This window comes from Kitasatospora sp. NPDC050543 (assembly GCF_044457565.1).
Taxonomy (GTDB): Bacteria; Actinomycetota; Actinomycetes; order Streptomycetales; family Streptomycetaceae; genus Kitasatospora.
Genome location: NZ_JBITGZ010000008.1, coordinates 268,797 through 294,807, shown reverse-complemented (window position 1 = coordinate 294,807; position 26,011 = coordinate 268,797). Strand labels below are relative to the sequence as shown.

The following is a 26,011-nucleotide window of genomic DNA, read 5'->3' as shown; positions in this document are numbered from 1 at the left end:
CGGGGCTGCTTCCTCTCGTTCCTTCCCGCCCCGCGCGCCCCCCCCGCCCGGGGGCCCCCCCGCCCCCCCCGCCCCCCCCCCCCCGGCCCCGCCCCCCCCCGCCCCCCCCCCGCGGCGCCCCCCCCGCTTCCGTCTGTCCGGATCGGCCGGGCTGGCCCACCGCGTAGGCCGGCCGTGAGGCGGGAGCCGGGGCTCAGGTGCTCTTGAAGCGCATGGGCGCCGCGCGCCGCTGGAGCGGTTCGGGGTTCGGCGGCGCGAAGGGCTTGGAGAACAGGGCCAGGATCCCGGGGTGGACGGCCGTGAGTGGCATCCGGTCGTTCTCCGACGCGGCCTCGCGCAGCCGCTCGTCGGCGGCCAGCCGGTCGGCGCTGACGTACAGATAGGCGTTCTGCGCGTACCAGGGTTCGATCTCCGGGTCCGCCCACAACCGGCTGCGCAGGCAGTCGACGAGCTGGTGGCCGTGCCGCTCGAAGCGGGCCCGCCAGTAGGGCGGCCACTGCTCGTTGCGGTGGTCACTGCCCGTCTGGCCGGGGATGGCGGCGGAGAACAGCACGCACTCGGAGAGGGCGCACAGATCGGCGACGAGGGAGTCGGCGCGGTCGGCCTCCAGGTGTTCGGCCGCCTCCAGCGACATGGCCAGCCCGAACCGGCTGCCGGGGCCGTCGGGCCGCAGCTCGTCGACGTCCAGCGGCTGCGAGAGGTCGTGGGGCAGGAAGCGGTCGTACGGGATGTGCAGGGTCTCCTCGGTGACCCACGGGCCGTCCACTCCGAGGACGGTGTCGGTGCCGAGCCGGAGCGCGGTGGCGAGCCAGGCGCCCGTACCGCAGCCGAGGTCGACGACGCTCGACGGCTGGACGAGATCGAGGACGAGGGGGAGGACGCGTTCGGCGGAACGCACCGAACCGTCCTGCTGACCGGCGTAGAACCATGCGCCGTAGGCTTCGTTGCGGGACATGGCTGGAGAGTGCCACGGCGTGCGGCACGGTCGGGCGAGGCGCGCGCGACCGCCTCGGAGATCGGATCATCGCACCGCCCGGTCGGGGGCCGCAGGGCACAACGACCCCGCCGACTCCGGCCGGTGACCGGTGGTCACGTCGTGGCGGCGCCGGCGAAGGAGCACCCGGAGGGCCGGACGGCGAACGGCCCTCCGGGCGGGGTGGTCAGGCGGTGCGGGCCGCGGTGAGGCGAGCGGCGACGTCGTTCCAGTTCACGACGTCCCAGAGCTTGTTCACGTAGTCCGGGCGGACGTTCCTGTACTGCAGGTAGTAGGCGTGCTCCCAGGCGTCGAAGGCCAGCAGCGGGGTGGCGCCCTGGCCGACGTTGCCGTGGTGGTCGTAGACCTGCTCCACGATCAGGCGCTGCCCGAGCGGCTCCCAGGAGAGGATGCCCCAGCCGGAGCCCTGGACGCCGACGGTGGCGGCGGTCAGCTGCTTCTGGAAGGCCTCGAAGCCGCCGAAGTGCTCGTCGATGGCGTCGGCGAGGGCGCCGTCGGGGCGGTCACCGCCATCGGGGGAGAGGTTCTCCCAGAACAGCGAGTGCAGGACGTGGCCGGACAGGTGGAACGCGAGCGTCTTCTGCAGGCCCACCAGACCGCCGAACTGCTCCTTCGCGCGGGCCTCGGCCAGCTGCTCGAGCGTGTCGTTGGCGCCCTTGACGTAGGCGGCGTGGTGCTTGGAGTGGTGGAGCTCCAGGATCTCGCCCGTCATCGCCCGCTCAAGGGCGGAGTAGTCGTAGGGGAGGTCGGGGAGCGTGTACTGACCCATGGGATAGGGCTCCTAGTGCGTGCGGTTCGGAGTGTTTCCGGAGTGCCCGGGCAACACTATTGCGCATCACTTGCAATTACATCTGGCAAGCACCAGAGTGTGTCGTCGGGGGTGGGTCGGGCCGGTCAGCCTCCCCGCTGAGACAGTCCCGGGCGGGCGGAGGTCCGCGCCGGGGTCCTTCGCAGAGCTGATCGTCTTCCCGACCGGCGCCCGCCGGGACACCCGGCCCACCCGCTCCCACCACTTCCCGGGCCGTCCGCCGGGGGCCATCCGGTGGACGACGATCCGCAGGCGCCACCGGTACGGCGGGGATCGATCCCACTCGCCCTACGCGGCGTCACCTACCGCCCCTCCGGTGCCTGATCACCGAACCCGGCATCGGGTGCCGGTGCGAGCCCTGAGGCCCCCGCGCCCTGACGGGACGTCGCCGGGGCCGGCCGCCGTCACAGGTCCTGGCCGGGGCTGCCGCTCTGGCGGGGCAAGGCCAGTGCGACGGTGTCCGCGAACTCACGGACCGCGCTGATCCGGCTGACGATCCGGCCGCTGTGCACCACCAGCCGGCTGTGGCCGCCCGCCAGTGCGCCGGCCAGGCTGTCGCCGCGCACCGCCAGCAGTTCGGCGGGGAAGCCCGCGTCCACCCGGACCGGTGGCAGGCCGAGCGCGGCCCTGGCCTGGTTGGCCACGGCGTCGTACGCGGCGTCCGGACCCAGCGCACCGCCCGCCGCCAGCAGGTACGCGGCCTCCAGTGGGTCGGCCCGGCCGGCGGGGTTGGCGCCGTCGCGCAGCGAGCCGCTGCCGGCCACCAGCGGTACGCGGGCGGCGGCGAGTTCGCGGACCAGCTCGGGCCGCAGGCCGCTCGGGCGGCCCTCGACACCCGTACAGCAGCCGTTCTGCGGCAGCAGCAGCACCCGGACGCCCGCTCCGGCCAGCGTTGCCGCCCCACCGGGGCCCAGCGCGCTGCACGGGCCGAGGGTGACCCGCGGGCGCAGTGGGGCGAGGGCCCCGGCGAGCCGGGCGAGCTGGGCCGGGTCGCCGGCGGTGGTGTGCAGGTCGACCGGGCAGTCCGCCTCGCGGGCGGCCTCCAGCAGCACCTGGACGTACCCGGCCGGGTCGGGGTCCAGCTCGGGGCAGCCGCCGACCGCGCCGGCACCGAGTTTGAGGGCATCGCGCAGCTGGGCCCGGCCGTCCGCCCCGGCGAGGCCGGTGAGCAGCCGGGGCATCGCCACGGCCTGGAGTTCGGCCAGGCCCAGCAGGGCCTGCCGGGCGGTGAGCACCGCCTCCAGCCGGTGCAGCCCGTGCACGTCGCCGATCCGGACGTGGGTGCGCTGGGCGGTGGCGCCGTAGCCGAGTGAGGTGAGGGCGGCCTCGGTGACCCGCCGGGTGAGGTCGGCCGCGGTCTCCGGGGGCGGGGCGGGCAGCGCGGCTGAGAACGCGACGTCGTAGTGGGCGTGCGCCTCGGCGGGGGCCGGCAGCAGCAGGTAGCCGGCCAGGTCGATCCGGGCGCCGGTGGTGGCGGTGGGCGCGCCGGGCAGGGCGGGGATGGGGCCGAGGCTGCCGACGGTGCCGACGGCCTGGATGCGGTCTCCGCCGATCCGGACGTCGACCACCCGGCCGTCGGCGAGCCGGGCGCCGGTGAGCAGCAGGATCGGGCCGTGCCCGAGCGGGTTGGCGGCGGGGCCCCGGCCGGGGTGGGGCCCGTCGGCGGGTGCGCTGTCCGCGGTCATCGCCGGCTCCTCCCGTCCGGCCTGCTCGGTCGGCAGGCAAGATCGTTGGGGGTCGAGCCTATGGGCCCGCTGCGCGGGACGCCCGTAGGCCCGGATTAGTCGTATCGCCGTGGGGCGCCCGGTTCGCAGGTCGGTCGAACGGTGCATCGTCGATCGTGCGTACATGCGAGCCGCCGACCTGGGATCTTCCGGCTCGGATACGGATTTCACCTCTGGCTCGGAACCGTGTAATCTCTTCCTCGTTCGCCCCTATAGCTCAGTCGGTAGAGCGTCTCCATGGTAAGGAGAAGGTCTGCGGTTCGATTCCGCATGGGGGCTCTGGTGAACGATCGTCAGCCTCGGCTGTCGTGAAGGTCACTGTGGCGGTGTAGCTCAGTTGGTAGAGCAAGCGGCTCATAATCGCTGTGTCACCGGTTCAAGTCCGGTCACCGCTACCCCGCGTAGTCGGTCGGGAGATCGAACTCCCGGTCGGCTACTCTTGTTGTGTTCTTATTCATTGTCCAAGGAAGGCACTCCCGTGGCTGCCACCGATGTCCGCCCGAAGATCACGCTGGCCTGCGTGGAGTGCAAGGAGCGGAACTACATCACCAAGAAGAACCGGCGTAACGACCCGGACCGTCTTGAGATGAAGAAGCACTGCCCCCGCTGCAACTCGCACACCGCGCACCGCGAGACCCGCTGACCCCGTAAAGGTGTCGCCGGGCCTGTGTGACTCAGGTCTCTGACTCCAGGCCGCACCCCCCAGGGGGTGCGGCCTGGAGTCGTTTTGTTTGACTGGAATTCAGAGGAGTTGCCCATGCCGCTCGACCCCTCCTTCATCGGGCGGACCTACCCGCCCACCGAGCCGTACGAGGTCGGCCGGGAGAAGATCCGCGAGTTCGCCGTCGCCGTGGGCGACGCCAACCCCGCGTACACCGATCCGGAGGCCGCCAAGGCGCTGGGCCACCCGGACGTGATCGCCCCGCCGACCTTCCCGTTCGTGATCACCTACCGGGCCGCCGCCCAGGTGGTCGAGGACCCGGAGCTGGGCCTGGACTTCACCCGGGTGGTGCACGGCGACCAGAAGTTCGCCTACACCCGCCCGGTGCGAGCCGGCGACCGGCTCGCGGTCACGGTGAGCATCGACAACATCAAGTCGCTCGCGGGCAACGACGTGCTGACCGTCCGCGGCGAGGTGCTGGACGCGAGCGGTGAGCACGTGGTGACGGCGATCATGACGCTGGTGGCCCGGGCCGCCGACGAGGCGGGGGAGTAGCGCGATGGCGATCAGCTTCGACGAGGTTGAGGTCGGCACGGAGCTGCCGGCCCGGTCCTTCCCGGTGACGCGGGCCACGCTGGTGCGCTACGCGGGCGCCTCCGGCGACTTCAACCCGATCCACTGGAACGAGAGCTTCGCGCGCGAGGTCGGCCTGCCGGACGTCATCGCGCACGGCATGTTCACCATGGCCGAGGCCGTCCGGGTGGTCACCGACTGGCTGGGCGACCCCGGCGCGCTGCTCGAGTACGGCGTGCGGTTCACCCGGCCCGTGCCCGTCCCCAACGACGGGACCGGTGCTGTGATCGAGGTCACCGGCAAGGTCGCGGCCCTGCTGGAGGACCGCCGGGCCCGGGTCGACCTGGTGGTGACCAGCGGCGGCCAGAAGGTCCTGGGCATGTCCCGGGCCGTCGTCCAGCTGGCCTGACGGCGCCCGGTCCGGGACCGGCCCGTCCGGGCGCCCGCCCGGGCCGGCCGGCCGAGGGCGCGTGGGATGCCTGCCCGCCCCCTCCCCGTACGCTGGGGGCGTGCAGGTACAACACGACGCTCCCCTTGCCCCGCTGACCACGCTCCGGCTCGGCGGCCCCGCCCGCCGGCTGGTCACCGCGACGACCGACGCCGAGGTCGTCGGCTGCGTCCGCGCGGCGGACTCCGCCGGTGAGCCGTTGCTGGTCATCGGCGGCGGCAGCAACCTGGTGATCGGCGACGCCGGCTTCGCGGGCACGGTGCTGCGGATCGCGAGCACCGGCTTCGACCTGGCGGGCGGCACGCTGGAGCTGGCGGCCGGTGAGGTCTGGGCCGGGGCGGTGGCGCGCACGGTGGACCAGGGCCTGGCCGGCATCGAGTTCCTGGCGGGCATCCCCGGCTCGGCCGGCGCCACGCCGGTGCAGAACGTCGGCGCGTACGGCCAGGAGGTCGCACAGAGCATCACCGAGGTGGTCGCGTACGACCGCCGGGCGGGCGAGGTCGTCACGCTGGCCGGGGCCGACTGCACGTTCTCCTACCGGCACAGCCGCTTCAAGGCCGACCCCGAGCGTTATGTGGTGCTGCGGGTGCGCTTCGCGCTGGAGGACGCCGGCGGGTACTCCACGCCGGTGCGCTACCCCGAGGTCGCCCGCACCCTGGGCGTCGAGGCCGGGGACCGCGTCGACCTGCGCACCGCGTACGACACGGTGCTGCGGCTGCGCGGTGGTAAGGGCATGGTGCTCGACCCGGCCGACCACGACACCTGGTCGGCGGGCTCCTTCTTCACCAACCCGATCCTGACGGCCGAGCAGTACGAGGACTTCCTGGCGCGGCTGGACGGGCGGCCCGCGCCCGCGTTCCCCACCGGCGACGGCCGCACCAAGACCTCCGCCGCCTGGCTGATCGACCAGGCCGGCTTCGGCAAGGGCCACGGCAGCGGCCCGGCCACCCTCTCCACCAAGCACACCCTCGCGCTGACCAACCGGGGCGGCGCGACCGCCGCCGACCTGCTGGAGCTGGCCCGTGAGATCCGGGACGGGGTCCGGGCGGCGTTCGGCGTCGAGCTGGTCAACGAGCCGGTGATGGTGGGCGTCTCGCTCTGACCCGGGTGCGGGGCTGTGGGTGGCCCGGTCTGCCGCCGGAGCCCCCGGCTAGTCGGTCAGCCAGGCGTCGATGTCGGCGAGCAGCTCCTTCCGGACGCTCTCCGGCGCCCGCGATCCGCGCACCGACTGCCGTGCCAGCTCGGCGAGTTCGGTGTCCTTGAAGCCGTGCACATGCCGGGCCAGCTCGTACTGGTCGGCCAGCCGGGAGCCGAACAGCAGCGGGTCGTCGGCGCCCAGCGCCAGGGGCACACCCGCGTCGAAGAGGGTGCGCAGCGGGACGGCCGAGGCCTGCTCGTACACGCCGAGCGAGACGTTGGAGGAGGGGCAGACCTCGCAGGTGACCTGACGGTCGGCCAGCCGCTGCATCAGCCGCGGGTCCTCCGCGGCGCGCACGCCGTGGCCGATCCGGCCCGCGCCGAGGTCGTCCAGGCAGTCCCGGACGGACTCCGGGCCGGCCAGCTCGCCGCCGTGCGGGGCGGCCAGCAGATCACCCTTACGGGCGATGGCGAAGGCCCGGTCGAAGTCCCGGGCCAGGCCCCGGCGCTCGTCGTTGGAGAGCCCGAAGCCGACCACGCCCCGGTCGGCGTAGCGCACGGCGAGCCGGGCCAGGGTGCGGGCGTCCATCGGGGACTTCATCCGGTTCGCCGCGACCAGCACCCGGATGCCCACACCGGTGGCCTCGGAGGCCTGCTCGACGGCGTCCAGGATGAGCTCCAGGGCGGGGATCAGCCCGCCGAGCCGGGGTGCGTAGGAGGTCGGGTCGACCTGGATCTCCAGCCAGCGGGAGCCGTCCCGGCGCTCGTCCTCGGCGGTCTCCAGGACCAGCCGCCGGATGTCCTGCTCGTCGCGCAGGACGGAGCGGGCGGTGTCGTACAGCCGCTGGAAGCGGAACCAGCCACGCTCGTCGGTCGCGTGCAGCCGCTGCGGCTCACCGGAGCTGAGCGCCTCGGGCAGCCGCACCCGGTGCTTCTCGGCCAGCTCCAGCAGGGTGGCGGGCCGCATGGAGCCGGTGAAGTGCAGGTGCAGGTGGGCCTTGGGGAGGTCTCTTACGTCGCGCGGTGCGGGCAGGCGTTCCATTCACGAATCCTGCCGTATAGGGGGCCGGAAGGGGAACCGCCCCCTGCACATCCCTCGAAGGGGTGAAGGGGGCGGTCGCCGTTGCCGTGCCGGAGCGCGAGGAGCGTCAGTCGCGGGCCTCGGCCAGCAGGGTCTGCATCCGGGAGACGCCCTCGGCCAGGTCGGTGTCACCGAGCGCGTACGACAGGCGCAGGTAGCCCGGGGTGCCGAAGGCCTCGCCGGGGACGACCGCGACCTCGGCCTCGTCCAGGATCAGGCTCGCCAGCTCGGCGGAGGTCGCCGGGCGCTTGCCGCGGATCTCCTTGCCGAGCAGGCCCTTCACGGACGGGTACACGTAGAACGCGCCCTCGGGCTCGGGGCAGAGCACGCCCTCGATCTCGTTGAGCATCTTCACGATGGTGCGGCGGCGGCGGTCGAAGGCGGTGCGCATCTCGTGCACGGCGGAGAGATCGCCGGAGACGGCCGCGATCGCGGCCCGCTGGGCCACGTTCGAGACGTTGGAGGTGGCGTGCGACTGGAGGTTGGCCGCGGCCTTGACGACGTCCTTGGGGCCGATCATCCAGCCCACCCGCCAGCCGGTCATGGCGTAGGTCTTGGCCACGCCGTTGACCACGATGCACTTGTCGGCGAGCTCCGGGAGCACGGCCGGCAGCGAGGTGAACTCGGCGTCGCCGTAGACCAGGTGCTCGTAGATCTCGTCGGTGAGCACCCACAGGCCGTGCTCCAGCGCCCAGCGGCCGATCGCCTCGGCCTCCGCGGGGGTGTAGACGGCGCCGGTCGGGTTGGACGGCGAGACGAACAGGACGACCTTGGTGTTCTCGGTGCGGGCGGCCTCCAGCTGCTCGACCGAGACCTTGTAACCGGTGCTCTCGTCGGCCACGACCTCCACCGGCACGCCGCCGGCGAGCTGGATCGACTCGGGGTAGGTGGTCCAGTACGGGGCCGGGACGATGACCTCGTCACCCGGGTCGAGGATGGCGGCGAAGGCGTTGTAGATGGCCTGCTTGCCGCCGTTGGTCACCAGCACCTGGGAGGCGTCCACCGCGTAGCCGGAGTCGCGCAGCGTCTTCTCGACGATGGCGGCCTTGAGCTCGGGCAGTCCGCCGGCCGGGGTGTACCGGTGGTTCTTGGTGTCGTGGCAGGCCGCGGCGGCGGCCTCGACGATGTAGTCCGGAGTGGGGAAGTCCGGCTCGCCGGCGCCGAAGCCGATGACCGGCCGGCCGGCCGCCTTGAGGGCCTTGGCCTTGGCGTCCACGGCGAGCGTGGCGGACTCGGCGATCGCGCCGACCCGCGCCGAGACGCGGCGGTCGGCGGGGCGGACGGAACTGTCGGGCTGCGGGGTGGAAGCGCTCATGCCTGCATGGTCGCAGAACCGGGACGGACCGGGCATGGCGGTTTCACCATGTGTACGTGCCGGGTCCAGCATGTGTCCGGTTCGGAGGGCTTCTTGAGCGGCCCATGAGTGGTGCGGGTTTCCGGAGGTTCGACCAAACGGCCAGGAACACGTACACTCACTGCTCGACGGCCCCGAAGTACGGCTTCCACCGCCTGCACATGCAGCGGCCCGGGATGCGGTAGGTTGGGGGTCGCTACAGGCGCCGCGAGGCTCCGTAGGGCAATAGCTCAATTGGTAGAGCACCGGTCTCCAAAACCGGCGGTTGGGGGTTCAAGTCCCTCTTGCCCTGCTGCTTGATCCGTACCGAGCCCGTTCGCTCCACAGAGCGAGCGGGCTTGATGCGGAGAGGGCCCCATACAGCACTGCTTTCGCCGGATCGCTCGTGCTTCACAGGCACGCAGGCGACGCTCGGCAGGACCCGGATTCAGGTGAGGACGAGTGACGGAGACCACGGGCTCCACCGCAACGCCTGAGAGCGGCAACCCCGAGGGGGCCGACGGCGCCGGCGGGACCACGCCTGCTTCGGGCGAGGACAAGGCGCTCTCGCGTCGCGACCGCAAGCGTGCCAAGCGCGGCTCCGACGGCGAGAAGAAGTCCGGCAAGCGTGCCCGCAAGGGCTTCTTCGCCCGGCTCGGCCTGTTCTACCGCCAGATCATCGCGGAGCTGCGCAAGGTCGTCTGGCCCACCCGCAGTGAGCTGGTCCAGTACACGACCGTCGTGGTCGTCTTCGTGCTGGTGATCATGGGGATCGTGGCCGCCCTCAACTTCGGCTTCTCCAAGCTCGTGCTGTGGATCTTCGGCTGAGCGAGTCTTCGGCCGGCCGAGCCATTCGAAACAGCACGTGAACAGTTTGTCGAAAGCACCCCGACCCGGGCCGATTCCTCGGCCCGGGTCGAGCTGTCGGCGCCGATCGTACGAGCCCGCTACCGTTGACTCGGTACTGTTGAAGTCTCTGAGCCGTTTCCTGGCGCGCCCGCGAGAGCGGGCCGGCGCCGAAGCGCCCGGAGCGCGCCATCTTCACCATCTCCAGGAAAGAAGCAGCCACCGTGTCTGAGTCCCCCCTGTACGACGCCGACGAGACCGTCCGCGAGGCGGATGTCGTCGCCGAGCCGGACGCGGCTGAGGCTGCTGCCGACATCGAGGCCGCCGAGCAGATCGTGGACGCCGCGGACAGCGACGAGGACGAGGTCGAGGCCCGGGAGCAGGACGAGGTCGACGTGCCCGCCGAGCTCGCCGCGCTGCACGTTGAGTCCGAGTTCTCCGAGGACGAGGCCGCGGGCGACGTCGCTGCCGACGCTGACGTCGACGTCGACGTCGACGTCGAGGCCGCGACCGCCGTCGAGGACGAGGCCGCCGCCGTCATCGAGGCCGCCGAGGAGGCCGAGGTCGACCCGGTCGCCAAGTTCCGCGAGGAGCTGCGCACCGCGCCCGGCGAGTGGTACGTCATCCACACCTACGCGGGCTACGAGAACCGGGTGAAGCAGAACCTGGAGCAGCGCGCCGTCTCCCTGAACGTCGAGGACTACATCTTCCAGTCCGAGGTGCCGCAGGAGGAGGTCGTCCAGATCAAGAACGGCGACCGCAAGACCATCCGCCAGAACAAGCTCCCCGGCTACGTCCTGGTGCGCATGGACCTCACCCCCGAGTCCTGGGGCGTGGTGCGCAACACCCCCGGCGTCACCGGCTTCGTGGGCAACGCCTACGACCCGTACCCGCTGACCCTGGACGAGGTCGTCAAGATGCTCGCGCCCGACGTGGAGCGCCAGGCGGCCAAGGACGCCGGCAAGCCCTCGCCGGTCAAGCCCAGCGAGATCCAGGTGCTCGACTTCGAGGTCGGCGACTCGGTCACCGTCACCGACGGTCCGTTCGCGACCCTCCAGGCGACGATCAACGAGATCAACCCGGACTCGAAGAAGGTCAAGGGCCTGGTCGAGATCTTCGGCCGGGAGACCCCGGTCGAGCTCTCCTTCGACCAGATCCAGAAGAACTAGTACTGGTCTTCGGGCTGAGGGGCGGGCCGCGGGCCCGCCCCTCAATCCGTTTTGGTCCAGCGGCGCATCCGCGTTAGCCTGGTCCGATGTGTGTGCGCCCGTCCGGGTGTCGCCCCGAGGGTCGCACACACCGACATCCACCTCTCAGAAGGACCCGGAGAGAAATGCCTCCCAAGAAGAAGAAGGTCACGGGGCTCATCAAGCTCCAGATCAACGCCGGCGCGGCCAACCCGGCGCCGCCGGTCGGCCCCGCGCTGGGTCAGCACGGCGTCAACATCATGGAGTTCTGCAAGGCCTACAACGCTGCGACCGAGTCGCAGCGCGGCATGATCGTGCCGGTGGAGATCACGGTCTACGACGACCGCTCCTTCACCTTCATCACGAAGACGCCGCCGGCCGCGCGCCTCATCCTGAAGGCCGCCGGCGTGGACAAGGGCTCGGCCGAGCCGCACAAGACCAAGGTCGCCAAGCTCACCAGCGCCCAGGTCCGCGAGATCGCCACGACCAAGCTCCCCGACCTGAACGCCAACGACCTGGACGCCGCGGCGAAGATCATCGCCGGCACCGCCCGGTCGATGGGCATCACCGTCGAGGGCTGACCTACCGCTCGGTAGGGCCCCTCTCGTCCCTGTGGTAGGGCCTGCGCGGCCCGTACTACCACGACTCCGATTTCCTATTCAGGAGAAGCAGTGAAGCGCAGCAAGGCTCTCAAGGCCGCGGACACCAAGGTCGACCGCAGCCGGTTCTACGCTCCCCTCGAGGCCATCCGCCTCGCGAAGGAGACCTCCACCAGCAAGTTCGACGCGACCGTCGAGGTTGCCATGCGTCTGGGCGTCGACCCGCGCAAGGCCGACCAGATGGTCCGCAGCACCGTGATCCTCCCGCACGGCACCGGTAAGACCGCTCGGGTCCTGGTCTTCGCGACCGGCGAGCGTGCCGAGGCCGCGCGTGCTGCGGGTGCCGACATCGTCGGTGCCGACGAGCTCATCGACGAGGTCGCCAAGGGCAAGCTGGACTTCGACGCCGTCGTCGCCACCCCGGACCTCATGGGCAAGGTCGGCCGCCTCGGCCGCGTGCTCGGCCCGCGTGGTCTGATGCCGAACCCGAAGACCGGCACCGTCACCCCCGATGTCGCCAAGGCTGTCAACGACATCAAGGGCGGCAAGATCGAGTTCCGCGTCGACAAGCACTCGAACCTGCACTTCATCATCGGTAAGGTCTCCTTCACCGACGAGCAGCTGGTCGAGAACTACGCCGCGGCGCTGGACGAGGTCCTCCGGGCCAAGCCGTCCGCCGCCAAGGGCCGCTACATCAAGAAGACCGCGGTCTCCACCACGATCGGCCCCGGCATCCCGGTCGACCCGAACCGCACCCGCAACCTCATGGTCGAGGAGGACCCGGCCGCCATCTGAGCCCCCGTGCTCTGCCGGTAGTCGCGTCCTGGGCACAGCTCAGTACGTACAGCGGGCCCGTACCCCCTCGGGGGGTGCGGGCCCGCTGTCGTGTCCTGATCGAGACACAGTCGCGGACGATCCGTTGCCCGGTGCGGATTACGCTCCACCGAGCCCCGGACCAGTGGGCCCCGAGACGCCTTCCCACCGGAGAGTGCTGTGCCTTCCGACCGTGTGGTCGCCCTGTCGGTTGTGGTCGCGCTGCTGGTCCTCGGCGGCGCCGTGTCCTGCAGCGGGGTGGAGCCCGCGACGGGCGGCGCGCGGCCGGGGGCCCGCGCCACCGAGGCCGGGCACGAGCCCCGGCAGGTGCTGCTGGCGGCCTCCCGGGCCCTGGACGACGTGGGCAGTGCCCGGGTCAGGGTGACGGAGCAGAGCCCGGCGGGCAGCAGCACTGCGGCCGGCACGCTCTCCTGGGGTGCCAGGGACGCGGCCGAGCTGGAGCTGACCGATGCCCGGGGCTCCGCCAGGCTGCTGCTGGTCGACGGCACCTGCTACCTCGCCCGGCAGGGCTCCGGCGAGCAGCACTGGCTGCGTACCGACCGGGCGCACGCCGGGGCCGCCGTGGCGGCTGGGGTCGCCGGCGCCGGCGACCGAATATCCGGCGTGCTCTCCAACCCGAGCGGCCGGGTACGGGCGATGGCGCTGGCCGGCAAGCTCGTCACGGCCGGTACGGAGGAGGACCGGGGCGAGCCGGTCGTCCACTACCGGGGCAGCGCGCCGGTCGCCGACTTCTTCGGGGCGGAGGAGGGGCTCGGCAAGCAGCAGCTGGCCGCCGTGGTCGAGGACTACCGGGTCAGGGGCGTGGCGAGCGTCGGGTACGACTTCTGGGTCGCCGACGGGGAGCGGCTGGTCCGGATGCGGGCAACGGAGTGGGGCACCGCGGGAACCACGGTGACCGAAACCGAGGTCTCAGACCCCGGGGTCCTGGTGGAGGTGCAGGCGCCTGCACCCGCGGAGGTCGTGGACAGTGCGGGGGCGGCGCCCTGACCGTCCGCCGGGATCCGCGAGGATCTTCGTAAGAACCGAATCACGGGGGGATATCCATGCGCGCCATGCGCTTCGCTGCCGCATTCGCCGTTTCCGCGGCGCTGCTGGGCACACTGACGGCCTGCAATGACGATGCCGCGAACGGCAGTCAGGACATCGGTGGTACCGCGACGCCCAGCCAGGCCGTCCAGCTCGACCCGAAGGCCGCGCTCGCCGCCTCCGCGGCGGTGATGCAGAAGGCCGGCAACAGCAAGATCGTGCTGAGCGAGCAGGGCAAGACGATCAGCACCGGTTCGGTCGGCTGGCAGGACAAGTCCTCGTTCGAGCTGGTCTCCGCGGACACCAACGTGGTGCGCGGGATCGGTGAGGCGATCTACATGAGCGTGCCGAAGGCTCAGCAGGCCTCCGCGGCCGGCAAGCACTGGGTGAAGGTCGACCAGAGCAACGAGAACGGCCGGCAGAACGCGGTCGCCTTCCTGACCTTCGAGCAGATGACCAACCCGGTGGTGCAGCTCTCGGTCGCCGCGGCGAGCGGCCAGCTCACCAAGGTCGGCACCGAGTCGGTGAGCGGCGCCGAGACGGTGCACTACAAGAGCGTCCAGCAGGCGGCCACGATGGTGGCCGCGATGACCGGGCTCTCCGCGGACCAGCGCAAGAGCGTCCTGAAGGGCCTGGAGGCGTCCGGCCTGACCGCCACCAGCGAGTTCTGGATCAACGCCAAGCAGGAGCTCGTGCAGTCCAAGGTGTTCGGTGACAAGCAGGACGTCACCACCACCTTCGTCTACTCCGGGCTCGGCACCGCGCCGAAGATCGAGGCGCCCGCCGCCTCGGACACGCTCGGCTGGGCGGACGGCGAGAAGCTCGTCGGCTGAGCGGAGCCCTGCGGGCCCCTCAGGGGCCCGCAGGGGTGCCGTCCGTCCACCGGGGGACGCGTGTCATGGTGGGTCGACGGCTTGGTGGGTGGAACAGCGGCTTGGCGGGTGAAGTGGAGACGAGCATGGCGGCGCGACGGCGGTTGACGGCCGGGCTGGGCGCCGTGCTGCTGGCGGGCGCGCTGGCCGGGTGCGGCGGGGGAGCCGGGCGTCAGGCCGCCGCCACCAGTGCGTCGCCCACCTCCCCGTCCGCCTCGCCGACCCAGGCCATGCCCACCGACCGCTCGCCCCGGGGCGTGCTGCTCTCCGCGCTGCTGGAGACGCAGTCCGCCCGCCGGACGAAGGTCGCCTACCGGCTCGGCCAGGACAGCGGCGCCGGGCCGCTGTTCTGGCTGCCGAAGACCGCGGTGCAGATCAAGCGCACCACGCCCGGGGTGGCCGACCAGCTGATCGTCATGGACACCGTGGCGTACCAGGGCGGCGACGCCGCGACGGCCGAGCGGCTCGGCGGCCGGCACTGGGAGAAGTTCGGTGGCGCCACCGGCTCCGACGGGCATCGGGAGGTCCCCTACGCCGGGCTGATCGACCTGCTCAGCCCGGTCGCCGCGCTGACGGCCGCGACCGGCGCCGACAGCGAGCCGCAGCTGATCGGCGAGGAGAAGATCGAGGACTCCACCGCCGTGCACTACCGGGTCATCACCACGGCCGAGCAGTACGCGGCCTCCCAGGCCAAGCTCAGCGCCGCCCGCCGACAGGGCCTGCAGAGCGCGCTGGCGCCCGGCGGCTCCACCGAGCTCGTCCTCGATCTGTGGCTGAACGACCGGGACCAGCTGATCCAGGTCCGGCGTACCGGCACCGGCGACCGCGGCCGGGCCGACGACCTGGTGCAGTACTCAGACTTCGGCGGCGCGCTGTCGGTCCAGGCCCCGGCCGAGGCGGACACCACCGACACCGGCTCGCGCAGCGTCTCGCCGCTGGCCCGCTGACCCGGGCGATTTGCCCCCGCGGTGGCCGCCGGGCTACGGTGTACCAAGCCAAAGACCGCTGGTTGTTGCCGTGTGCCTGTGAGGGTGCAGGGCGACCGAAGGATCTGCGAATTGCCGCAGACAGCCCGCGCAGGAGTGTTTGGAGCTTGGACTTCCGGTCCGCGCGGTTCGCCGTGCGACTGTCGAGGTCTTCATGAGCCCCGTGCGCCTGCGCACCGGGGCTCTCACTGTTTTGCAGGGTGCTTCCTTCTGTCAACCCGTGTGTCCGAGGCGCAGATGGTCGACTTTCGCAGGTCGGCCCGATTTCGACATCACGGAAGGAGGCGTAAGCCTATGGCAAGGCCCGACAAGGCTGCTGCCGTCGCCGAGATCACGGACAAGTTCCGTGCCTCGAACGCGGCCGTGCTGACCGAGTACCGCGGTCTGACGGTGAAGCAGGTGAAGAACCTGCGTCGCTCGCTGGGTGAGAACGCCCAGTACGCCGTGGTGAAGAACACGCTGACCAAGATCGCTGCCAATGAGGCCGGGATCACGGAGCTCGACGACCTGTTCGCGGGTCCGACGGCTGTCGCCTTCGTCACCGGTGACCCGGTGGAGTCGGCGAAGGCTCTGCGTGACTTCGCCAAGGACAACCCCGCTCTCATCATCAAGGGCGGTGTCCTTGACGGTAAGGCGCTGTCCGCCGATGAGATCAAGAAGCTCGCGGACCTCGAGTCCCGCGAGGTGCTGCTCGCCAAGCTGGCCGGCGGCCTGAAGGCGTCCATGGCCAAGGCCGCGGCGACCTTCCAGGCTCCGCTGGTGGAGTTCGCCCGCACTGCGGAGGCGCTCCGGGCCAAGGTCGAGCAGGGCGGTGCCGGTACGCCGGCTCCCGCCGAGGCCGAGGAGACCACCGAGGCTGCCGAGTAATTCAGGCCCTGCCTGAAGAGCTCAGCGTCCGGTACCTCCGGTCGCAGCGGGCCCGTACGCCCGCCATCCCGTACATCCGGCACCTGCCGATTTAGTGGAAGGACGCCATCATGGCGAAGCTGTCCCAGGACGAGCTGCTCGCGCAGTTCGAGACCCTGACCCTCATCGAGCTCTCCGAGTTCGTGAAGGCGTTCGAGGAGAAGTTCGACGTCAAGGCTGCCGCCCCGGTCGCCGTTGCCGGCGTTGCGGGCCCGACCGCCGCGGTCGAGGCCGCTGAGGAGCAGGACGAGTTCGACGTCATCCTCGACTCGGCCGGCGACAAGAAGATCCAGGTCATCAAGGAGGTGCGCGCCCTGACCTCCCTCGGCCTGAAGGAGGCCAAGGACCTCGTTGACGGCACCCCGAAGCCGGTCCTGGAGAAGGTTGCCAAGGACGTCGCGGAGAAGGCCAAGGCTCAGCTCGAGGCCGCTGGCGCCAAGGTCACCGTCAAGTGACTCCTCGCCCCCTCTGAGGGGGCGCGCAGGCCGGGCCGATCACCCTTCGCGGGGTGGTCGGCCCGGCCTGTTTTGCTACCCGTCGTGCGCCACCCTGGCCGAGACTGCACTCGGCACTGTCACTCCGGGCGGGTATGGTGATCTCCGTCATCGAGAGTGGCCCTCACCACGGGTTCTGTAACGCCCGGGGGGTCTCGCCCGATAGACGGTGTGAGGCCCTCGCCCGAGGTGGGGGCCTTGACGAACCGCACCGGGCGCGCGATTCTCGATCCGCGCCGTGTGTGTGGAGTCCGCCCGCGGTTGGCACGGCCCTGGATGCATATTCGGCGCCCTGCGAGGGAAGTGACTCCATGTGAGGTGCGGTGGCCCGGAGTACCCGGGCCGGCAGCAGTTCGAGGGCAGGGTCCACCCTGCGGTTCGGCCCCTTCCGAGGGGTGCGGGGCCGTCCGGGTGGCAACCGGGAGGAGTCTCCGATTCGGCCTCCGAATCAGAGCTGGACAGCAGTGTGCCTATTGGCTACACTGTCCCTTTGCGCTGCCTGTTAGCTGCTCCGTGACTCGTCGCCCGGAGTTTGCGTTGCCCTGAAGGGGTCTGGCACCGCCTCCGCGAAGCGGCTCTGAACTGGGATTTCGTCCCGGTGGGGGTCACGGCACCGGGGGTGGCTCCAAGCCCTTCCAGGCCCGGCCGGTACGCGCGTAGTGAGCTCCGAGCCCTCGGAAGGACCCCCCTCTTGGCCGCGCCGCGCAACGCCTCGAACAATTCCGCCGCATCCACCGCCCCGCTTCGCGTTTCCTTCGCGAAGATCAAGGAGCCCCTCGAGGTCCCGAACCTCCTGGCCCTGCAGACCGAGAGCTTTGACTGGCTGCTCGGCAATGCGGCCTGGAAGTCCCGGGTCGAGGCGGCCCTGGAGAGTGGTCAGGACGTCCCCACGAAGTCCGGTCTGGAGGAGATCTTCGAAGAGATCTCCCCGATCGAGGACTTCAGTGGGTCGATGTCGCTGACCTTTCGCGACCACCGTTTCGAGCCGCCGAAGAACTCCATTGACGAGTGCAAGGACCGCGACTTCACGTACGCGGCCCCGCTCTTCGTCACGGCCGAGTTCACCAACAACGAGACCGGTGAGATCAAGTCTCAGACGGTCTTCATGGGCGACTTCCCGCTCATGACCCATAAGGGCACGTTCGTGATCAACGGCACCGAGCGTGTCGTCGTCTCGCAGCTCGTCCGCTCCCCGGGTGTCTACTTCGACTCCACCCTGGACAAGGTGTCCGACAAGGACATCTACTCCTGCAAGGTCATCCCCTCGCGTGGTGCCTGGCTGGAGATGGAGATCGACAAGCGCGACATGGTCGGTGTCCGCATCGACCGCAAGCGCAAGCAGTCCGTCACCGTGCTGCTGAAGGCCCTCGGCTGGACCAACGAGATGATTCTCGAGGAGTTCGGCGAGTACGAGTCGATGCGCGCCACCCTGGAGAAGGACCACACCCAGGGCCAGGACGACGCGCTGCTGGACATCTACCGCAAGCTGCGCCCCGGCGAGCCGCCGACCCGCGAGGCCGCGCAGACGCTTCTGGAGAACCTCTACTTCAACCCGAAGCGCTACGACCTCGCCAAGGTCGGCCGTTACAAGGTCAACCGCAAGCTGGGCAACGCCGAGTCGCTGGACTCCGGCGTGCTCACCGAGCCCGACATCATCGGTGCGATCAAGTACCTGGTGAAGCTGCACGCGGGCGAGGTCGAGTGGCGTGACGACGAGGGCCGCGACATCGTGGTCGAGGTCGACGACATCGACCACTTCGGCAACCGCCGCCTGCGCAACGTCGGCGAGCTCATCCAGAACCAGGTCCGTACGGGTCTCGCCCGTATGGAGCGCGTTGTGCGTGAGCGCATGACCACCCAGGACGTCGAGGCGATCACGCCGCAGACCCTGATCAACATCCGGCCGGTCGTCGCCTCCATCAAGGAGTTCTTCGGCACCAGCCAGCTGTCCCAGTTCATGGACCAGACGAACCCGCTGTCGGGCCTGACCCACAAGCGTCGTCTCTCCGCGCTGGGCCCCGGTGGTCTCTCCCGTGAGCGTGCCGGCTTCGAGGTCCGTGACGTTCACCCGTCGCACTACGGCCGCATGTGTCCGATCGAGACCCCTGAAGGCCCGAACATCGGTCTGATCGGCTCGCTCGCCTCGTACGGCCGGGTCAACGCCTTCGGCTTCATCGAGACCCCGTACCGCAAGGTCGTCGACGGTGCGGTCACCGAGCAGGTCGACTACCTCACCGCCGACGAGGAGGACCGCTTCGTCATCGCGCAGGCCAACGCCCCGCTGACGGCGGAGCTGACCTTCGCCGAGCCGCGTGTCCTGGTCCGCCGCCGTGGCGGCGAGATCGACTACATCCCGGGCACCGAGATCGACTACATGGACGTCTCGCCGCGCCAGATGGTGTCGGTCGCGACCGCCATGATCCCCTTCCTCGAGCACGACGACGCCAACCGCGCGCTCATGGGCTCGAACATGATGCGCCAGGCGGTGCCGCTGCTGAAGAGCGAGGCCCCGCTGGTCGGCACCGGCATGGAGTACCGCTGCGCGGTCGACGCCGCCGACGTCATCACGGCCGAGAAGGCGGGTGTCGTCCAGGAGGTCTCGGCCGACTACGTCACCGTGGCCAACGACGACGGCACGTACACCACGTACCGCGCCGCCAAGTTCACCCGCTCCAACCAGGGCACCGCCTTCAACCAGAAGGTGCTCGTGGACGAGGGCGCCCGGGTCGAGTCCGGCCAGGTGCTCGCGGACGGTCCCTGCACCGACGAGGGCGAGATGGCCCTCGGCAAGAACCTCCTCGTGGCGTTCATGTCCTGGGAGGGTCACAACTACGAGGACGCGATCATCCTGTCGCAGCGCCTCGTGCAGGACGACGTCCTCTCCTCGATCCACATCGAGGAGCACGAGGTCGACGCCCGTGACACCAAGCTGGGCCCCGAGGAGATCACCCGGGACATCCCGAACGTCTCCGAGGAGGTCCTCGCCGACCTCGACGAGCGCGGCATCATCCGCATCGGCGCCGATGTCGTCACCGGCGACATCCTGGTCGGCAAGGTCACGCCCAAGGGTGAGACCGAGCTGACCCCGGAGGAGCGCCTGCTGCGCGCCATCTTCGGTGAGAAGGCCCGTGAGGTCCGCGACACCTCGCTGAAGGTGCCGCACGGTGAGTCCGGCAAGGTCATCGGCGTCCGCGTGTTCGACCGCGAAGAGGGCGACGAGCTGCCCCCGGGCGTCAACCAGCTGGTCCGGGTCTACGTGGCCCAGAAGCGCAAGATCACCAACGGTGACAAGCTGGCCGGCCGTCACGGCAACAAGGGTGTCATCTCCAAGATCCTCCCGGTCGAGGACATGCCGTTCCTCGAGGACGGCACCCCGGTCGACATCATCCTCAACCCGCTGGGTGTCCCGTCCCGAATGAACCCGGGACAGGTCCTGGAGATCCACCTCGGGTGGCTCGCCAAGCAGGGCTGGGACGTCTCCGGTCTCGCCGACGAGTGGGCCCAGCGCCTGCAGGCGATCGGCGCCGACACCGTCCAGGGTGGCACCAACCTCGCCACCCCGGTCTTCGACGGCGCCCGCGAGGACGAGATCACCGGCCTGCTGGACAACACCACCCTCACCCGTGACGGTGAGCGCCTGGTGAACTCCACCGGTAAGGCCCGGCTCTTCGACGGCCGCTCCGGCGAGCCGTTCCCGATGCCGGTTTCGGTCGGCTACATGTACATCCTCAAGCTGCACCACCTGGTCGACGACAAGCTGCACGCCCGTTCGACCGGCCCGTACTCGATGATCACCCAGCAGCCGCTCGGTGGTAAGGCGCAGTTCGGTGGTCAGCGCTTCGGTGAGATGGAGGTGTGGGCCCTTGAGGCGTACGGCGCGGCCTACGCGCTGCAGGAGCTCCTCACCATCAAGTCCGACGACGTGCTCGGCCGCGTGAAGGTCTACGAGGCCATCGTCAAGGGCGAGAACATCCCCGAGCCCGGCATTCCCGAGTCCTTCAAGGTCCTCATCAAGGAAATGCAGTCGCTCTGCCTCAACGTGGAGGTGCTGTCCTCGGACGGCCAGTCCATCGAGATGCGGGACTCCGACGAGGACGTCTTCCGCGCCGCCGAGGAGCTCGGCATTGACCTGTCCCGGCGCGAGCCGAGCAGCGTCGAAGAGGTCTGACGGAGGTTGGGCCGGCTGCCCGGACAGGCAGCCGGCCCGCCCCCAGGCCCCCTCAGACCAGATGAACGACTTTCGACTTACGAAAGAGGGCTTGACGACCAGTGCTTGACGTCAACTTCTTCGACGAGCTCCGCATCGGCCTCGCGACCGCCGACGACATCCGCCAGTGGTCGCACGGCGAGGTCAAGAAGCCGGAGACCATCAACTACCGCACCCTGAAGCCGGAAAAGGACGGGCTCTTCTGCGAGAAGATCTTCGGCCCCACCCGGGACTGGGAGTGCTACTGCGGCAAGTACAAGCGCGTCCGCTTCAAGGGCATCATCTGCGAGCGCTGTGGCGTCGAGGTCACTCGCGCCAAGGTGCGTCGTGAGCGGATGGGCCACATCGAGCTGGCCGCGCCGGTCACCCACATCTGGTACTTCAAGGGTGTCCCCAGCCGCCTCGGCTACCTGCTCGACCTGGCGCCGAAGGACCTTGAGAAGGTCATCTACTTCGCCGCCTACATGATCACCTGGGTGGACGACGAGCGTCGCCAGCGCGACCTCCCGTCCCTGGAGGCACACGTCTCGGTCGAGCGTCAGCAGATCGAGAACCGTCGTGACTCCGACCTCGAGGCCCGTGCCAAGAAGGCCGAGACCGACCTGGCCGAGCTGGAGGCCGAGGGCGCCAAGGCCGACGTGCGCCGCAAGGTGCGCGAGGGTGCCGAGCGCGAGATGAAGCAGCTGCGCGACCGTGCGCAGCGCGAGCTCGACCGCCTCGACGAGGTGTGGGCCCGCTTCAAGAACCTCAAGGTCCAGGACCTCGAGGGCGACGAGCTGCTCTACCGCGAGCTGCGCGACCGCTTCGGCACGTACTTCTCCGGCTCGATGGGCGCGGCGGCCCTCAAGGACCGCCTCGAGACCTTCGACCTGGCCGAGGAGTCCGAGCGCCTGCGCGAGATCATCCGCAGCGGCAAGGGCCAGAAGAAGACCCGTGCGCTCAAGCGCCTCAAGGTCGTCTCCGCGTTCCTGCAGACCACCAACAAGCCCAACGGCATGGTGCTGGACTGCGTCCCGGTCATCCCGCCGGACCTGCGTCCGATGGTGCAGCTGGACGGTGGCCGCTTCGCGACCTCCGACCTGAACGACCTGTACCGCCGCGTGATCAACCGCAACAACCGTCTGAAGCGTCTCCTCGACCTCGGTGCCCCCGAGATCATCGTGAACAACGAGAAGCGCATGCTTCAGGAGGCCGTCGACGCACTGTTCGACAACGGCCGTCGTGGCCGTCCGGTCACCGGCCCGGGCAACCGTCCCCTGAAGTCCCTCAGCGACATGCTGAAGGGTAAGCAGGGTCGTTTCCGCCAGAACCTGCTCGGCAAGCGAGTCGACTACTCGGCCCGTTCGGTCATCGTCGTCGGCCCGCAGCTGAAGCTGCACCAGTGTGGTCTGCCGAAGGCCATGGCGCTGGAGCTCTTCAAGCCGTTCGTGATGAAGCGCCTGGTCGACCTCAACCACGCGCAGAACATCAAGTCGGCCAAGCGCATGGTCGAGCGTGCCCGCCCGGTCGTGTGGGACGTCCTCGAAGAGGTCATCGCCGAGCACCCGGTTCTGCTGAACCGTGCGCCCACCCTGCACCGCCTCGGCATCCAGGCCTTCGAGCCCCAGCTGGTCGAGGGCAAGGCCATCCAGATCCACCCGCTCGTCTGCACCGCGTTCAACGCGGACTTCGACGGTGACCAGATGGCCGTCCACCTGCCGCTCTCCGCGGAGGCGCAGGCCGAGGCCCGCATCCTGATGCTGTCCTCGAACAACATCCTGAAGCCGGCCGACGGTCGCCCCGTCACCATGCCGACCCAGGACATGGTGCTCGGTCTGTTCTTCCTGACCTCGGACCGGGAGAAGGTGAAGGGCGGTGGCCGCTCCTTCTCCTCCACCGCCGAGGCCGTCATGGCGTTCGACGCCAAGGACCTGGACGTCCAGGCCGTCATCGACGTCCGCCTGCCGATCGGCACCGTCCCGCCCCGTGGCTGGACCCCGCCGGTCGACGAGGACGGTCAGCCGACCTGGTTCGAGGGCGAGTCCTTCCGCCTGCAGACCACCCTGGGCCGCGCGCTCTTCAACGAGCTGCTGCCCGAGGACTACCCGTTCGTCGACTACGAGGTGGGCAAGAAGCAGCTCTCCGCGATCGTCAACGACCTGGCGGAGCGCTACCCCAAGGTCGTCGTCGCGGCGACCCTGGACAACCTGAAGGCGGCCGGCTTCCACTGGGCCACCCGCTCGGGTGTCACCGTCTCGATCTCGGACGTCGTCGTCCCGCCGCAGAAGGCCCAGATCCTTGAGGGCTACGAGGCGCAGGCCGAGAAGATCCAGAAGCAGTACGAGCGCGGTCTGATCACCAACGACGAGCGCAAGCAGGAGCTCATCGGCATCTGGACCCGTGCGACCAACGAGGTCGCCGAGGCGATGAACGCCAACTTCGAGAAGACCAACCCCATCTTCATGATGGTGGACTCGGGCGCTCGAGGAAACATGATGCAGATGCGTCAGATCGCCGGTATGCGTGGTCTGGTGTCGAACGCGAAGAACGAGACGATCGCCCGCCCCATCAAGGCGTCGTTCCGTGAGGGCCTCACCGTTCTCGAGTACTTCATCTCCACCCACGGTGCCCGTAAGGGTCTGGCCGACACCGCTCTGCGTACCGCCGACTCCGGCTACCTCACCCGTCGTCTGGTCGACGTCTCCCAGGACGTCATCATTCGCGAGGAGGACTGCGGTACCGAGCGCGGCCTGAAGCTGGCGATCGGCACCGTCGAGGACGGCGTCCTGCGCAAGACGGACGACGTCGAGACCAGCGTCTACGCCCGCATGCTCGCCGAGGACATCACGGTGGACGGCAAGCTCCTTGCCACCGCCAACACCGACCTCGGTGACGTGCTGATCGACGAGCTGATCCGCCACGGCATCAGCGAGGTCAAGACCCGCTCGATCCTGACCTGTGAGTCGGCCGTCGGCACCTGTGCCATGTGCTACGGGCGCTCGCTGGCCACCGGCAAGCTGGTCGACATCGGTGAGGCGGTCGGCATCATCGCCGCCCAGTCCATCGGTGAGCCCGGTACCCAGCTGACCATGCGTACCTTCCACACCGGTGGTGTGGCCGGTGACGACATCACGCAGGGTCTGCCCCGTGTCGTCGAGCTCTTCGAGGCCCGTACCCCCAAGGGTGTGGCCCCGATCTCGGAGGCGCAGGGCCGGGTCCGCATCGAGGACACCGAGAAGACCCGCAAGCTGGTCGTCACGCCGGACGACGGCAGCGACGAGATCGCCTACCCGGTCTCCAAGCGTGTGAAGCTGCTCGTCAGCGAGGGCGAGGCGGTCGAGGTCGGCCAGAAGCTGACCATGGGTGCCACCAACCCGCACGACGTGCTGCGGATCATGGGCCAGCGTGCCGTCCAGATCCACCTGGTCGCCGAGGTCCAGAAGGTCTACAACTCGCAGGGCGTGTCGATCCACGACAAGCACATCGAGATCATCATCCGGCAGATGCTCCGCCGCGTGACGATCATCGAGTCGGGCGACGCCGAGCTGCTCCCGGGCGAGCTCGTCGAGCGCGGCCGCTTCGAGCAGGAGAACCGTCGCGTGGTGTCGGAAGGCGGCCACCCGGCCTCCGGCCGCCCGCAGCTGATGGGTATCACCAAGGCCTCGCTGGCCACCGAGTCCTGGCTGTCGGCCGCCTCCTTCCAGGAGACGACCCGGGTCCTGACCGACGCGGCGATCCACGCCAAGTCGGACCCGCTGCTGGGCCTCAAGGAGAACGTCATCCTCGGTAAGCTCATCCCGGCCGGTACGGGTCTTCCCCGCTACCGCAACATCCGGGTCGAGCCGACCGAGGAGGCCAAGGCCGCGATGTACTCGGCCGTCGGCTACGACGACTACGACCTGTCGCCCTTCGGCGCCGGCTCCGGCCAGGCGGTTCCGCTGGACGACTACGACTACGGCCCGTACAACGGCTGATCGTCGGTCTTCGGGCTTCGGCCTGGAGTTGGTCTGACGCCGCAGGGCGGCCATCCCCGCAGGGGGTGGCCGCCCTGCGGCGTTGAGAGGCGCCGTGGGGGCGTCGAACGGGCGTTGTGGGCGGGCGTGAGGGGTGGCCGCCGGCGGTGGGCTTCGGGGCTTCAGGAGTTCATTTCACGGTTCATGGGTTCAGGTGATTCCGGGCTGCTTCTCGGGGCCTTTCAGCGCCGGGAATTCAAGGCGCGGCCGGTGGCCCGGAATACCGATTAGGTTCTGCGGTCGGCGTCGCGTAGGGTGGTGTTTACCGACGCGGGGTGGAGCAGCTCGGTAGCTCGCTGGGCTCATAACCCAGAGGTCGCAGGTTCAAATCCTGTCCCCGCTACTGCTCAGTCGAAGGGCCCGGAGACTTCAAGTCTCCGGGCCCTTCGCCGTTTTCGGATACTTCGTGGACGCTGTGGCCCACGGCCCATGGGTGGCGCCGGGGGCCGTGCAACCGAGGCCCATGGGCGGGTTCGCGCCGAAATCACTCGCGCGAGGGATTCGGCAGAACCGCTCGCGCGGGCGATTCGCCGGCCGGGGTGGGCGGGGCAGGCTCTGTGGTGCCGTCCGGTACTCCGGCCGGTCCGGAGAGTGGAGGGGGAACGGCCATGAGGCAGAAGCTGGTTAGGGTCGTGGCGGGTGCCGCCTTCGCGGCGGCCGTGGTGGGCGGGGCGTCGGGGTGCTCGCTGAGGGACGGCGAGGAGCGGGTGGTGTCGTACGGCGTGAGCGAGCCCGTGCGCACCCTGGTGATCGAGGGTCACACCGGCGGGGTCACCATCACGGGCGGTGCGCCCGCGGTCAAGGTGACGGAGCGCCAGAACTACCGCGGCGAGCCGCCGGCGACCACCCACGTGGCGTCGGACGGCACCCTCACCCTGACGTACAGCTGCGAGAACTGCGGTGTGGGCTACGACGTGGAGGTGCCCACGGGGACGGCGGTGCGGGTGCGCAGCGAGGTCGGCGGGGTGCAGTTGGCCGGCCTGGACGCCGATGTCCAGGTGCGGGCCGGGACGGGCGGGGTGCACGCCACGGCCTTGCGCTCACCCACGGTCAAGCTGGCGGCGGAGACCGGGGGCATCAGCGCGGGCTTCGCCGAGAGCCCCACCGCGGTGGACGCCCGGACGGCCACGGGAGGGGTCCGGATCAGTGTCCCCGCCGGTACCTCGTACGCGGTGGAGGCCGGCGCGGGCACGGGCGGTGTCACGGTGGAGGTGCCCCGGGATCCGGCGGCCAGGCGCACGATCGCCGCCAGGACGGAGACCGGCGGGGTCGAGGTCGTCCATGGCTGACTGCCCGGCCGGGT

The 26,011-nt window shown here is 70.1% G+C and carries 21 protein-coding genes and 4 tRNA genes; 20 read left to right on the top strand and 5 right to left on the bottom strand.

Going from position 1 to position 26,011, the window contains the following annotated elements:
- Positions 1–193: 193 nt before the first annotated feature.
- From ACIBH3_RS13500 to ACIBH3_RS13490, 3 genes are all read right to left on the bottom strand, one after another.
- Positions 194–955: a methyltransferase domain-containing protein gene (locus ACIBH3_RS13500; protein ID WP_396312071.1), complete on the bottom strand. Its 762-nt coding sequence runs from the start codon at positions 953–955 to the stop codon at positions 194–196.
- A 205-nt stretch (positions 956–1,160) separates the two neighbouring features.
- Positions 1,161–1,763: a superoxide dismutase gene (locus ACIBH3_RS13495; protein ID WP_396312070.1), complete on the bottom strand. Its 603-nt coding sequence runs from the start codon at positions 1,761–1,763 to the stop codon at positions 1,161–1,163.
- Positions 1,764–2,206: 443 nt separating this feature from the next.
- The gene (locus tag ACIBH3_RS13490; RefSeq protein ID WP_396312069.1) at positions 2,207–3,487 is read right to left on the bottom strand and encodes a hydrolase; all 1,281 of its coding nucleotides are present in this window, start codon (positions 3,485–3,487) and stop codon (positions 2,207–2,209) included.
- A gap of 245 nt (positions 3,488–3,732) precedes the next feature.
- On the opposite strand from ACIBH3_RS13490, the gene ACIBH3_RS13485 reads away from it, so the two are divergent.
- The 6 genes from ACIBH3_RS13485 to ACIBH3_RS13460 all read left to right on the top strand — a co-directional run bounded on the left by ACIBH3_RS13485 (position 3,733) and on the right by ACIBH3_RS13460 (position 6,310).
- Positions 3,733–3,805, top strand: a tRNA-Thr gene (locus ACIBH3_RS13485).
- A 43-nt stretch (positions 3,806–3,848) separates the two neighbouring features.
- A tRNA-Met gene (locus tag ACIBH3_RS13480) sits at positions 3,849–3,921 on the top strand.
- Positions 3,922–4,004: 83 nt separating this feature from the next.
- Positions 4,005–4,169 (top strand): 50S ribosomal protein L33, encoded by a 165-nt coding sequence (rpmG, locus tag ACIBH3_RS13475; RefSeq protein WP_006604855.1) that lies wholly within the window; start codon positions 4,005–4,007, stop codon positions 4,167–4,169.
- 114 nt (positions 4,170–4,283) lie between these two features.
- Positions 4,284–4,742 (top strand): MaoC family dehydratase N-terminal domain-containing protein, encoded by a 459-nt coding sequence (locus ACIBH3_RS13470; RefSeq protein WP_396312068.1) that lies wholly within the window; start codon positions 4,284–4,286, stop codon positions 4,740–4,742.
- Positions 4,743–4,746: 4 nt separating this feature from the next.
- Entirely contained in the window at positions 4,747–5,169 is a 423-nt protein-coding gene (locus ACIBH3_RS13465; RefSeq protein WP_396312067.1) for a MaoC family dehydratase, read from the top strand.
- Between the two features lie 100 nt (positions 5,170–5,269).
- Positions 5,270–6,310 (top strand): UDP-N-acetylmuramate dehydrogenase, encoded by a 1,041-nt coding sequence (locus ACIBH3_RS13460; RefSeq protein WP_396312066.1) that lies wholly within the window; start codon positions 5,270–5,272, stop codon positions 6,308–6,310.
- 48 nt (positions 6,311–6,358) lie between these two features.
- Here ACIBH3_RS13460 and ACIBH3_RS13455 read toward each other — a convergent pair whose 3' ends face one another.
- Positions 6,359–7,387, bottom strand: a complete 1,029-nt coding sequence (locus ACIBH3_RS13455) for an adenosine deaminase (protein ID WP_396312065.1) — start codon at positions 7,385–7,387, stop codon at positions 6,359–6,361.
- Positions 7,388–7,493: 106 nt separating this feature from the next.
- Entirely contained in the window at positions 7,494–8,741 is a 1,248-nt protein-coding gene (locus tag ACIBH3_RS13450; protein ID WP_396312064.1) for a pyridoxal phosphate-dependent aminotransferase, read from the bottom strand.
- 258 nt (positions 8,742–8,999) lie between these two features.
- Between ACIBH3_RS13450 and ACIBH3_RS13445 the strand changes: the two genes are divergently transcribed.
- The 14 genes from ACIBH3_RS13445 (at position 9,000) to ACIBH3_RS13380 (ending at position 25,997) form a co-directional block, all read left to right on the top strand.
- Positions 9,000–9,072 (top strand) — tRNA-Trp (locus ACIBH3_RS13445).
- 149 nt (positions 9,073–9,221) lie between these two features.
- Entirely contained in the window at positions 9,222–9,587 is a 366-nt protein-coding gene (gene secE, locus ACIBH3_RS13440) for a preprotein translocase subunit SecE (RefSeq protein WP_396312063.1), read from the top strand.
- Between the two features lie 242 nt (positions 9,588–9,829).
- Positions 9,830–10,774, top strand: a complete 945-nt coding sequence (gene nusG, locus ACIBH3_RS13435) for a transcription termination/antitermination protein NusG (protein WP_396312062.1) — start codon at positions 9,830–9,832, stop codon at positions 10,772–10,774.
- 164 nt (positions 10,775–10,938) lie between these two features.
- Positions 10,939–11,373: a 50S ribosomal protein L11 gene (gene rplK / locus ACIBH3_RS13430; RefSeq protein ID WP_396312061.1), complete on the top strand. Its 435-nt coding sequence runs from the start codon at positions 10,939–10,941 to the stop codon at positions 11,371–11,373.
- Positions 11,374–11,463: 90 nt separating this feature from the next.
- Complete coding sequence (gene rplA / locus ACIBH3_RS13425) at positions 11,464–12,186, top strand: 50S ribosomal protein L1 (protein ID WP_396312060.1); 723 nt, start codon at positions 11,464–11,466, stop codon at positions 12,184–12,186.
- 198 nt (positions 12,187–12,384) lie between these two features.
- Positions 12,385–13,212, top strand: a complete 828-nt coding sequence (locus ACIBH3_RS13420; RefSeq protein ID WP_396312059.1) for a hypothetical protein — start codon at positions 12,385–12,387, stop codon at positions 13,210–13,212.
- A 65-nt stretch (positions 13,213–13,277) separates the two neighbouring features.
- Positions 13,278–14,084 carry a hypothetical protein gene (locus ACIBH3_RS13415; protein WP_396312058.1) on the top strand — a complete coding sequence of 269 codons (807 nt, stop codon included), beginning with the start codon at positions 13,278–13,280 and terminating at the stop codon, positions 14,082–14,084.
- A 125-nt stretch (positions 14,085–14,209) separates the two neighbouring features.
- Positions 14,210–15,070 carry a hypothetical protein gene (locus ACIBH3_RS13410; RefSeq protein ID WP_396312057.1) on the top strand — a complete coding sequence of 287 codons (861 nt, stop codon included), beginning with the start codon at positions 14,210–14,212 and terminating at the stop codon, positions 15,068–15,070.
- Between the two features lie 333 nt (positions 15,071–15,403).
- Positions 15,404–15,976 carry a 50S ribosomal protein L10 gene (rplJ, locus tag ACIBH3_RS13405; protein ID WP_396312056.1) on the top strand — a complete coding sequence of 191 codons (573 nt, stop codon included), beginning with the start codon at positions 15,404–15,406 and terminating at the stop codon, positions 15,974–15,976.
- A gap of 110 nt (positions 15,977–16,086) precedes the next feature.
- A complete protein-coding gene (gene rplL, locus ACIBH3_RS13400) occupies positions 16,087–16,470 on the top strand; it encodes a 50S ribosomal protein L7/L12 (protein WP_396312055.1) in 384 nt (127 codons plus the stop codon).
- A gap of 730 nt (positions 16,471–17,200) precedes the next feature.
- Positions 17,201–20,677 carry a DNA-directed RNA polymerase subunit beta gene (gene rpoB / locus ACIBH3_RS13395; protein ID WP_396312054.1) on the top strand — a complete coding sequence of 1,159 codons (3,477 nt, stop codon included), beginning with the start codon at positions 17,201–17,203 and terminating at the stop codon, positions 20,675–20,677.
- 101 nt (positions 20,678–20,778) lie between these two features.
- On the top strand, positions 20,779–24,669 hold the full coding sequence (locus tag ACIBH3_RS13390) for a DNA-directed RNA polymerase subunit beta' (RefSeq protein WP_396312053.1): 3,891 nt from the start codon (positions 20,779–20,781) through the stop codon (positions 24,667–24,669).
- 308 nt (positions 24,670–24,977) lie between these two features.
- A tRNA-Met gene (locus ACIBH3_RS13385) sits at positions 24,978–25,051 on the top strand.
- 265 nt (positions 25,052–25,316) lie between these two features.
- Positions 25,317–25,997, top strand: coding sequence for a hypothetical protein (locus ACIBH3_RS13380; protein ID WP_396312052.1), 681 nt, complete (start codon positions 25,317–25,319; stop codon positions 25,995–25,997).
- Positions 25,998–26,011 lie beyond the last annotated feature (14 nt).